The organism is Carboxylicivirga taeanensis, from assembly GCF_051851475.1.
In the GTDB taxonomy this organism is placed as follows: Bacteria; Bacteroidota; Bacteroidia; order Bacteroidales; family Marinilabiliaceae; genus Carboxylicivirga; species Carboxylicivirga taeanensis.
Genome location: NZ_JBPUSJ010000041.1, coordinates 1 through 3,685 on the forward strand (window position 1 = coordinate 1; position 3,685 = coordinate 3,685).

Below are 3,685 nucleotides of genomic sequence, written 5' to 3' on the forward strand. Positions count from 1 at the left end.
TAGTCCGGTTAATACTGCACTAATGGCAGTCACTAGATATATTTTTTGCTGTCTTGACATATTCGTTTGAAGGTTTGCTTTATGGGGCACAACGGATTGGCCGCATGAAGCGTAAAGTGAAATAAACCTTACAAAACTTCCAAATAGAGCAGAGCCAAAACGCATATTTGTTTTAACTTTTCATTTTGAAGCCAAATCTGCGATTTGGCGCTGATTGCCAAAGCTACGAACCAACCAAAAATCACAAACCACTTTATGCTTTATAGCGGCTTGTTGGCTGCTGGCATTGATTTTAGAAATATTTCAACAATGTTATAATTAGTCCAATTACAGGTAATGGCAATACATTAATTATTGCTTTAAACATTCCGTATTTGTTCAAATTCTTAAATCCGATTGCCAAAATTGTCATTGTCCAAATCCAGATTAAATTTGAAGTGATTATTAGAATCCAATATTGACTTCTAATATCTAAAAATGCTTCAGGTATTAGCTTCAGAATTAATGATATAAACACAGCAAAAGTTATAGGAACAATGGCATATACAATTGCGACTCTTGTGTCAGATAAAACACCTTTACTACCAAGTAGTTTTCCAAATCCGTATAGTATGTAGGTCAGTATGTAATTATACATTAGAACACACAGTCCTGATGATACTAAAATCCCAATTAAGCAAACAACAATTAGCCACCAACCACTAAATAATTCATTGAGGTTTTCAAATTCATAAACAACAGAATATAGTCCGACTAGACAACCAAAAATTGAAGCAATCAAATTGCTGTCGGTATCTAAGTCTTCCTCAAACATTTCGTCCAATTGTCTAAAAACATGGGTCGGTTTATATAGTATTTGAATGACTTTATTCATTACGTATTGGGTTTTGCTTGCAGCCAACGTTCAGGCTATGAAGCGTAGGCTTGTGTTGCGCCTGCGGCAAGCCTATGCTTTATGAGCCATTGTTAGTGGCTGGGCTTTATTATTCATTGTAGAACTCATTAACCTTAATTTCATTCTTTATTGTCAGTATTACGCTTACAATTAAATCAACAGAAACAACGACAAAGATTGATGTTAATATATTTGTTAAGCACAATTTACAGAAGACATTCATTTTAATGCTTAGAATAAGAATTCCGCATAAACTTATAAGAATGAAAACAACTAGGTCTAAAAGAAGTCTTACAAAGTTTGCTCCTAAAATACGATTATTCAGTTGTGTTAACTGAAAGTGTTCTTGAATGTAATTTTGCGGAAAAATATCAAACAAATTTATGATTGCCTCATTATTGAATTCAGAATTATTAAAGTTTGGATTAATAATATTCAAGTTTTCTTTGATATGTTTTGTTTCTGTTTGGTGCAAAGAGCTAACATCTCTAATACTTCTCTTATAAGTGTCAAAAAATGACCATATGCGTTCGCAAGCATCATGAATCTTAGCAAGTTCATTTACTGTATAATTATGTCGAAAAAAGCTATCATAAAATTTATATGAAGTTGATACGCCATTTTCAAGTTCTTTAAGTCCTAGATATGCTTGTGTTGGCAATTCTCCGATTTTCGTTTCTTTATTATATGCTTCATGCCAATTGTATTCTTTATTATCGTAATCTGATAAGGTTAAATCTTTGTATTTGTTGTCAAGAAACTTTTTAATATTATTATTCCATGTCCAGAAAGATGATGATGACCTTAAGAAATGAGCAATTTTTCGCAAAGAAGTTAGCTTTTTCGAATAAAAATCAATCTTCTGCTTTCTTACAATTCTTTCTGTCCTTTCCGATGATAATTTTGAAAACAAAAAGCTAATTATTATTGCCGTTGTAATGCTAGTAATTGAGATAGTAGTTGTCAGAATTTCTTTATATTCAGATTGTTCTACTAAAAATATTCGTTGAAGTCTAAATGTAAAATACCCTCCAATTATCAAACACACATACCAAAAAAAGAGTCTAACTGATTGATTGTATTTTCCTTCTCGGATTTCCTTTAAAATTTCTTTATTCATTTACAGTATGTTTTTTGCCTTGCCACTAACGTCTTGCCGCATGAAGTGTGCCGCTGCGTGTGGTATATTCGCTTTCTTAATTTTGCTTTGGCTCGCGCGGGAGCCAACCTCCCAAACTGAGACTCGGCAAGGCATTCTTTATTGCGGTTTGTTAGGCCCCGTTTATTTTCTTTATCTTAGTTCTTCAAGTCTTTGGGTTCTGTATTTTAGATACTTCCCTCTTGTAATCGAGTACCTTAAACCACCAATTCCCAAAAGCCAAAATATTATTGACATCGCAATCATTAAATAATGCTCTAGAATTATTTCTTTTATTGAAGTCAATTCTAATATTACTGAAACTGTGATATACACTGCTCCTATTAAAATAGCAATTGAAAAAAATCTAAAGTATAATGGATTAAAAACCAAAAATCCTTGAATAGCGTTTTTTTCTTCAATGATTTCTTTTTCTAACTTCTCAAGTTCCCACTCTTCTTTGTAACTATTAATATTATTGAAATCAAAACCGCGTTCTTTTAAAGTCTCTTGTGCCAGAAGCTTCTCATTATATGTAGTTGTTCCTCCTTTATATATTTTGTATAAATCTTGATCGGTCTTTTGCTTAAAGAATTCTTTTGTTTTCATAATTTGTGTATGGTAGTCTGCGAATGGGGCCTAACGGTTGGCCGCATGGCGCTGTAGCAGATTTGCGTGAGATTGGCCGTCCGAGAGGACGAGACTATCGAGGCGGGAACCTGCTCAACCAAAGCCCTGCTGCCCCTGCTATGCGCTATGGCGGCGTGTTGTGCGTTTGTACTTTCTTCTCTTTAAAATTAGTTTAATATCAATAACAAAGTATCCAATTCCGAAAATAAGTCCCCCAATACCAGCACTTACACCTTTAGCACTTGCAGGTTCGGAAATTGACTTTAAACTTATTAATACAATAAAAAGCAAGAAAGGATAGATTAATAGTCTTTTAATCGTTTTTCGTGTTGTCCATTCTTCCTGTGGAATCAAATAGTCTTTGTTCTCCTCTTTATTGTTTAAAACATCTTTTAGATGCTTCACAAAAGTCCGTATATTCTCATTGTCCCAAGTGGAAATAAATGGCACAGACCGCTTTCTAGGGTCTGAAACACTATTAATTAAAAAGCCTTTTTCGATTGGTATTATTGTAATAAGGTTACCCCCGTAATAATTGAATGGGTCATCTGAATATGCTTGTAAATATTTTTCATTTGTTTTTTCAATCTTCCATTCCAGTTCATTAATTGTCCTGAAAAGAGAATTCTTTAAATGTTCAATATTGCAATTTGCCTTAAATTCTTTAAATCGAAGTCTTCTTCTCTGTATTAGATAAGCAATTATTGAAACAACGCCGAAAATCCATATTCCAAATCCATAAATGCTTTCTGGCTCATTATATATAATTAGCCCCATTGGGAGTAGCGGAATCAAAACAATAAAGTAATGTTGCAACGCTTGACTTGGTGATAAAACAAGTCGCTTCGTTTTTAATATTTTATCTATTTGATTATGGGTTCTCATTTAAACTAATTTATTATTCTCCCGGACGATATTGTATAACGCACAACGGTTAGCTGCATGATGCAGTAGCAGATTCGCGGTGCTGATTGTCCGTCCGACAGGACTGACAATCAAGGCGGGAATCGGCCCAACCGAAG

General features: G+C 33.8%; 4 protein-coding genes. All 4 read right to left on the reverse strand.

Annotation, left to right across the window (positions count from 1 at the left end; genetic code table 11):
* Window positions 1-292 precede the first annotated feature (292 nt).
* The 4 genes from ACSX1H_RS18895 to ACSX1H_RS18910 all read right to left on the reverse strand — a co-directional run bounded on the left by ACSX1H_RS18895 (window position 293) and on the right by ACSX1H_RS18910 (window position 3,548).
* Window positions 293-874: a YIP1 family protein gene (locus ACSX1H_RS18895; RefSeq protein ID WP_439185817.1), complete on the reverse strand. Its 582-nt coding sequence runs from the start codon at window positions 872-874 to the stop codon at window positions 293-295.
* A gap of 109 nt (window positions 875-983) precedes the next feature.
* Window positions 984-2,015 (reverse strand): hypothetical protein, encoded by a 1,032-nt coding sequence (locus ACSX1H_RS18900; RefSeq protein WP_439185818.1) that lies wholly within the window; start codon window positions 2,013-2,015, stop codon window positions 984-986.
* A 171-nt stretch (window positions 2,016-2,186) separates the two neighbouring features.
* Window positions 2,187-2,642 carry a hypothetical protein gene (locus tag ACSX1H_RS18905; RefSeq protein WP_439185819.1) on the reverse strand — a complete coding sequence of 152 codons (456 nt, stop codon included), beginning with the start codon at window positions 2,640-2,642 and terminating at the stop codon, window positions 2,187-2,189.
* Window positions 2,643-2,780: 138 nt separating this feature from the next.
* Window positions 2,781-3,548: a hypothetical protein gene (locus ACSX1H_RS18910; RefSeq protein WP_439185820.1), complete on the reverse strand. Its 768-nt coding sequence runs from the start codon at window positions 3,546-3,548 to the stop codon at window positions 2,781-2,783.
* Between the last annotated feature and the right edge of the window lie 137 nt (window positions 3,549-3,685).

Bases quoted from the DNA above. Each gene is read 5' to 3' on its own strand.
- ACSX1H_RS18895 (WP_439185817.1), bottom strand. From the start codon at position 874: ATGAATAAAGTCATTCAAATACTATATAAACCGACCCATGTTTTTAGA.
- ACSX1H_RS18905 (WP_439185819.1), bottom strand. From the start codon at position 2,642: ATGAAAACAAAAGAATTCTTTAAGCAAAAGACCGATCAAGATTTATAC.
- ACSX1H_RS18900 (WP_439185818.1), bottom strand. From the start codon at position 2,015: ATGAATAAAGAAATTTTAAAGGAAATCCGAGAAGGAAAATACAATCAA.
- ACSX1H_RS18910 (WP_439185820.1), bottom strand. From the start codon at position 3,548: ATGAGAACCCATAATCAAATAGATAAAATATTAAAAACGAAGCGACTT.